Annotated in this window: 3 protein-coding genes and 2 pseudogenes; 2 read left to right on the top strand and 3 right to left on the bottom strand. The window is 68.3% G+C overall.

The genetic code is table 11. From position 1 onward, the window contains the following. The first annotated feature begins 284 nt into the window (after nt 1–284). Nucleotides 285–1,503: pseudogene (locus AB0N14_RS36375) on the top strand (IS110 family transposase). Nucleotides 1,504–1,661: 158 nt separating this feature from the next. Further along, nucleotides 1,662–3,248, top strand: a complete 1,587-nt coding sequence (locus AB0N14_RS36380) for an ISL3 family transposase (protein ID WP_366029979.1) — start codon at nt 1,662–1,664, stop codon at nt 3,246–3,248. A gap of 100 nt (nt 3,249–3,348) precedes the next feature. Here AB0N14_RS36380 and istB read toward each other — a convergent pair whose 3' ends face one another. From istB to AB0N14_RS36395, 3 genes and pseudogenes are all read right to left on the bottom strand, one after another. Beyond that, nucleotides 3,349–4,140, bottom strand: a complete 792-nt coding sequence (gene istB, locus AB0N14_RS36385; RefSeq protein WP_187821566.1) for an IS21-like element helper ATPase IstB — start codon at nt 4,138–4,140, stop codon at nt 3,349–3,351. Then, a pseudogene (locus tag AB0N14_RS36390) lies at nt 4,140–4,373 on the bottom strand (IS21 family transposase); the annotation flags it as partial. The pseudogene AB0N14_RS36390 and the gene istB, both read right to left, overlap by 1 nt. Before the next feature lie 171 nt (nt 4,374–4,544). Further along, a complete protein-coding gene (locus AB0N14_RS36395; RefSeq protein WP_366029980.1) occupies nt 4,545–6,056 on the bottom strand; it encodes an IS1380 family transposase in 1,512 nt (503 codons plus the stop codon). Nucleotides 6,057–6,131 lie beyond the last annotated feature (75 nt).

Here is a 6,131-nt window from a genome sequence, read left to right on the forward strand (position 1 = left end):
CGCTCCAAGCGCAAAGCGACTTTTCCCGCATCCAATAACGTTGGCATCAGTGGCTGGCCGGAGCATATGCCCTAAGGGCTGTCCTACCTTTACGACGTGGGTCTGGTATGGTCACTCGTACGATCGGAGGGCCCGGGGGCTCCGGGCATGGCTGTAAAGGCTGAGCCGCTGGATGGCTTACGGGACTTGGCCGCCCGGGGCCCCGCGACGACTCGACCGCCAATTGGGAGATGCGACTCGATCGCTGCTGTAGGACAACGCCGGCGAGGTCGTCTGCGGGATCGATGTACGACGAGCTGGCGGATGTGACCGTGCCCGAGATCTGGGCCGGGGTGGACATCGGCAAGACGCATCATCATGCCGTGGTGATCAACGCGGAGGGCGAGCGGCTGCTGTCTCGCCGGATCCAGAACGACGAGGCTGAGCTACTGGCGCTGATCGGCGATGTGCTGGCGATATCCAACGACGTCTTGTGGGCCGTCGATCTCAATCACGGCGGTGCTGCTTTGCTGATCGAGCTGCTCACCGCCCACGGTCAGCCCGTGGCCTATTTCACCGGCCTGGCAGTGCATCGGGCCTCCACCACCTACCGCGGTGAGGGAAAGACGGACGCCAAGGACGCCTTCGTCATCGCGGACCGGGCCCGCGTCCGCCGGGACCTGGGGCTGCTGCGGCCCGGCGACGAGATTGCCACCGCCCTGCGCACCCTTACCACCCGACGGCTGGACCTTGTCTTCGACCGCACCCGGCAGATCAACCGTCTCCGGGCCCAACTGCTGGAAATCTTCCCAGCGTTGGAGCGCTCGTTGGACCTGACTAACAAGGGTCCCGTGATGCTTCTGACCAGCTACCAGACTCCGGCCGCGATCCGCCGCACAGGCGCGAAGCGGATCGAGACCTGGCTGAGAAACCGCAAGGTCAAGAGCGCCGCCGCGCTCGCTCGCACCTGCGTGGAAGCCGCGCAGGCCCAGCAGACCGCGCTGCCCGGTGAGGAACTGGCCGCCGCGATGGTGGTCCGCCTCGCGAAGGGGGTGATGGCCCTCGAGGAGGAGATCGCCGAGCTTGACGATCTCATCGAGGCGAGGTTTCGCGAGCATCCGCACGCCGAGGTGATCCGCAGCCTGCCCGGCATGGGCGCCAGACTCGGCGCCGAGTTCATCGCCGCAACGGGGGGCGACATGGACGCCTTCGGAAGCGCCGACCGCCTGGCCGGCTTCGCCGGCCTGGCCCCGCAGGCCCCGTGATTCCGGCCGCATCAGCGGCAATCTGCGCAGGCCACGCCGCTATCACCGCGGTCTGCTGCGGACCATGTACTTGTCGGCGCTGGCGAGTCTCAAGTCCTGCCCCGCCTCCAAGGAGTACTACCAACGAAAGCGGAGTGAAGGGAAGGGACACAAACAAGCTCTCCTTGCCCTCGCCCGCCGACGCGTCAACGTCCTATGGACGATGATTCGTGACAGAGCGTGCTACCACGCTTCACAACCCGTCGCGGCAGCGGCTTGACATCTGTCAATGGCCTTGAAGTTCTCCCCGTAGGCGGCCAGGAGTTCTCCCCGCTGGCGGCCTGCAGGACCGGTTCTGATCCACTTCTTGTGGGGCGATGACGTAGCGTCACGAGCTGCTGGGAGAATGTCTGTTCGTGTGATTGCAACGTGCTCTCGGTGGCCTTCCCCCATCTGGCGTCGGTGATGGTGGAACAGGTCCTGGTCGACGACGGCGGGGTGGCGCTCACGGCGCGTACGGTGACCCGGGAGGCTGCCTGCCCCGGGTGCGGCACGCTGTCTGGCCGTGTCCACGGTGGGTATCGGCGACGGTTGGCCGACCTGGCGGTGGCTGGGCGGAAGGTCGTGATCGATTTGGCGGTGCGGCGGTTCCTGTGCCAGGCAGCGCCGTGCGCACGCCGTACGTTCGTCGAGCAGATAGACGGGCTCACCGAGCGGTTCGCGCGCCGCACTCCCGCACTCCGTCGGACGTTGGAGCGGATAGCACTGGCGCTCGCGGGACGTCCGGCGGCCCGGCTGGCCGCGCACCTGTCGGTCCCCGTCAGTGCGAACTCGCTGATCAGGATGGTGCGCAGGCTCCCGGACAAACAGCCCTCAGCCGCCCCGCGAGTGATGGGTATTGATGATTTCGCGTTCAAGAAGGGCCACGTGTACGGCACGATCATCTTGGACGTGGAGACCGGCGAGCGTGTGGACGTGTTGCCCGACCGCACCTCGGAGACGCTCACCGCCTGGCTGCGCGCCCATCCCGGGGCCGAGATCGTGTGCAGAGACCGAGCCAGCGCCTACGCCGAAGCCGTCCGCACCGTCTGCCCCGACGCCACCCAGGTCGCGGACAGGTACCACCTCTGGAAGAACCTGTGCGAAGCCGTCGAGAAGTGCGTCGCCCAGCACCGCACGTGCCTCACCGAGCCCGCGGTGGACACGAGCACCGATAACCCCGTCGCCGTGAAAGCCGGCCCGGCCGCTCACGACGTACCAGAAGAGCCCGTGGAAGGGCTGCGCGCGATCAAGCGCCGCGAGCGCCATGCCGCGGTGCACGCCCTGTACGACAAGGGCGTGCAGATCGAGGTGATCGCCAAGACCCTGGGGCTCGACCGCAAGACCGTGCGCCGCTATGCGCACGCCGCCACCCCCGAGGACGCATCCCTTGGCACCGGCTCCCGCTGCTACGGCCAGATCCACGCATATTCGTCCTATCTGTACCGGCGGTGGAACGAGGGCTGCACGGACGCGGCGCGGCTTCACGCGGAGATCACCGAACTCGGCTACCTCGGCAGCAAGCGGACTGTCCGCCGTCACCTGGAACAGATCCGCGCCAGCGGCAAGCCGGCACCCGAGAAGCCCAAGGAGCTGACCGTCCGGAAAGCCACCTGGCTGATCACCGCGCACCCCGACAGGATCGACGAGAGTAACGCGCTCAGGCGCAAGCAACTCCTGGCCCGCTGCCCGGAGTTGGATGCTGTCGCCGACTGCGTGCGCGACTTCGCCCGGATGATGACCGAGCGCCGAGGCAGCGAACTCGACGACTGGCTCACACGCGCCGAGAACACCGGGCTGAAGCCGCTACGGAGTCTGGCCCGTGGCCTGCGGCAGGACTTCGACGCCGTCACCGCCGGACTCACCCTGGAGTGGAGCTCGGGCAAGGTCGAGGGCAACGTCAACAGGGTGAAGCGGATCAAAAGGGACGGATACGGCCGGGCCGGATTCGACCTCCTCCGACGCCAAATCCTCCTCGCAGACTGAGCACCGTCACCCTCCGCCACCGCCCCACAAGAAGTGGATCAGAACCGCAGGACCTCCCCAACGGCGGCCAGTTATCTCCCCGCCGTGGGTGGTGCCGTGGTCAGCTGAAGGGCTTGACGCCCTGGCCGGAGGTGGCCTGGGCGAGCCGGAAGCTGTCACCCTGGGTGACGACGATGTGGGCATGGTGCATGAGCCGGTCGACGGTGGCCGTGGCCAGGGTCTTCGGCATGATCTCGTCGAACCCAGAGGGGTGGAGGTTGCTGCTGACGGCGAGCGCGCGTCGTTCGTAGGCGGCGTCGACCAGCCGGTAGAAGCCCTCGGCGGCGTCGGGGCTGACGGGAAGGAGGCCGATGTCGTCAACGATGATCAAATCGGAGCGGATGATCCGGGCCAGAGCGCGGGCGATGGAGTCGTCGGCGCGGTGTCGGCGGACCAGCGCCCCGAGGTCCTCGATGGTGAACCAGGCGACCGTCATCCCGGCCTCGACCGCGGCCTGCCCGAGTGCCTCGGTGAAGTGGCTCTTCCCGGTGCCGGAGGGTCCGCAGACACAAAGGCTCTCGCGGCGGCGGACCCATTCCAGGGTCTTGAGCGCGTCCTGGGTGGCGCGTGGGATCGAGGACGCCTGCTCGTCCCAGTCGCCGAAGGTCTTCCCGGCGGGGAAGCCGGCGCGTTTGCGGCGGGTGTGCAGGTTGGCGCGGTCGCGTCCGGCGGCCTCCTCGGCCAGCAGGACGCGGACGACCTCGGCGGGGTCCCAGCGTTGGGCCTTCGCGGTGGGGATCACGTCGGCGAGGGTCCGGCGGATGTGCGGGAGTTTCAGGCGGCGGGTCAGCTCGATCGCCTCGGCCAGCGGGTCGCCGGTGGAGCCGTGGACCTGGCGGAGCGGGGTGGCCATCAGATGCGGTCCTCTTCTTCGGTGCTGGATATAGGGGTCGGGGAGATGCCGAAGCTGGCCCAGGCGGAGGTGCCGGGCTGCAGGCTGTGGGTCTCACTCGCGCGGGTCGGCTCGGCGCTGTCGCGGCCGGCCTGGTAGTCGAGGATGGACAGCAGGTCCTTCTCGGCGAAGCGGCCGGTGACCGCGGCGGTGCCCAGGGCTCGGTCAACTGCTTCTGGTGAGTAGAGCTTTGACCTCGATTCTTCAGCGGGGTTCGGTCGCTGAGCGGTCCGGCGGTTCGCCCGTAATGTCCTCTGCCGGTTGAAGGCGGGCCGTCGCGTGTCGCCGCGGGTGCGCCGGGTTCCACGGGCCCGGAGACTGCGGGTTTCCTCCTTCCTGGTCTTCGTCGGGGTGGGGGCCGGCCGTCAGGTGACGGCCGGAAGCTCGGTGAGCCTGGTCCAGCAGGTGGTGAACGCGGTGGCCCAGGGCCATGTCCGTTCGATGCGCAGGACGCGGCGGCGGGCGTGGTCGGCGAGGCGGGCGGGCAGGTGGTAGAGGCGGAAGCGCATGGTGTCCGGTTCGGCGTGTTCGAGCTCGTCCTGGTCGTGCAGGGTGAGCAGCCGCAGCCAGGCGTCGAGATCGGCTGCGAGGTTGCAGGCGAGCATCCATCCGGCGTTGATCTGCCACGACTGGGACGGGAGGTTGTGCAGTCCCATCGCTTTGCCGGTGCGGATGCGGTCCTCTACCTCGGCGTGGTCGCGGTGCAGGGCGTCGAGGAACTGGACCTGGTGCGAGCCGGGGATGCCCCACAGGTGCCGGATGTTCGTCGCGGTGATCGAGTAGCGCCAGCCGGTCTGCTTCTCGAAGTCGGTCAGCTTCTTGTGCTGCCGCCGTGAGGGTCTGACCCGGCGGACGATCAGCCGCATCCCCACGGGCCAGCCGTCGCGGGTGTTCACTCCGGTCAACTCGGCGACCTGGTAGCCCTCCTGGACACTGCCGTCTTGGTGCAGGGAGGTCTCCCATGCACTTTCGGGAAGCTTCGCGATCGCCGCCTCGTCCTCGGGCGTGATCTTCCAGCCGACGGTGTAGCGGACCGTGCGCCGCTTCGTGTTCAGGGCCTCCAAGTGCTCCAGCAGGCCGTGCGTGGCCCCGGCGCCGTCGACGCGGATGAGCAGCTTGGCTTGCGAGGAGCCGGGGACCTGCTCCAGGCAGGCGGCCGGCACGCGCAGGTGGTCCTCGACGGTGTTCGCCCCGGCATTCCCGCTGCGCAGCTCCATCGCCAGGCTCTCACCGGTGTTCGCGCACCAGCCGGCCAGCGGGTGGAAGCCGAACGTGCCCTTGAACGTCGCCGCCGCCCCTTCCTTCTTCGAAGCGGCGGTGATGACCGTGGCGTCCAGGTCCACGACGATCCAGCCCTTCAAGTACCGTCCGGCGACGGTGAGATACGGGAAGCCGCCCGGCCGCAGATGCAGCAGGCCCCACACGTGGCGGCGCACCCGCCGCCGCACCTTCGCGATCTTTCGCAGCGTGTGTCCGTCGAGTCCGGCCAGCACCCGGCGCATCGTCGAGTCCGACGCGGCCGGTCCGAAGAGTCCCTGGTGGTGCAGGTGGAGCTGCTCGGCCTCCAGCAGACTCCGCGCGCCGAGCACGATCGCCACCGCCAGCTGGACCAGCACCCCGCCCCGCTCCCGCCAACCGGCCGCCGTACTCGACGGCAGCACCCGGGCCAGTCCGCCCGTCAGCCCCAAGCGGTCGGCCAGTTTCCGCAGGAGCACTGCCCCCGCGTGCCCCACCAGCCTCTTCCCGTCAGCCGCCACGGACAGCCGACGGTCCCACCCTGTATTCTCGACCACCAGAAAGGTGCCTTGCTCTCTGCAGCGGATACGACGTAGACACTCGCATCCTCGCAGGTCAACGCAATGCCGGTGAGTTAGCACGTCGGTGCAGGTCAGACGCTCGCCGGTTCCGGGTTGGGGTAGAAATATCCCCTGGTAACGTTGTGTAGTTCGTCA

The sequence above is a fragment of the Streptomyces sp. NPDC051104 genome (assembly GCF_040682835.1).
GTDB classification, from domain to species: domain Bacteria; phylum Actinomycetota; class Actinomycetes; order Streptomycetales; family Streptomycetaceae; genus Streptomyces; species Streptomyces cynarae.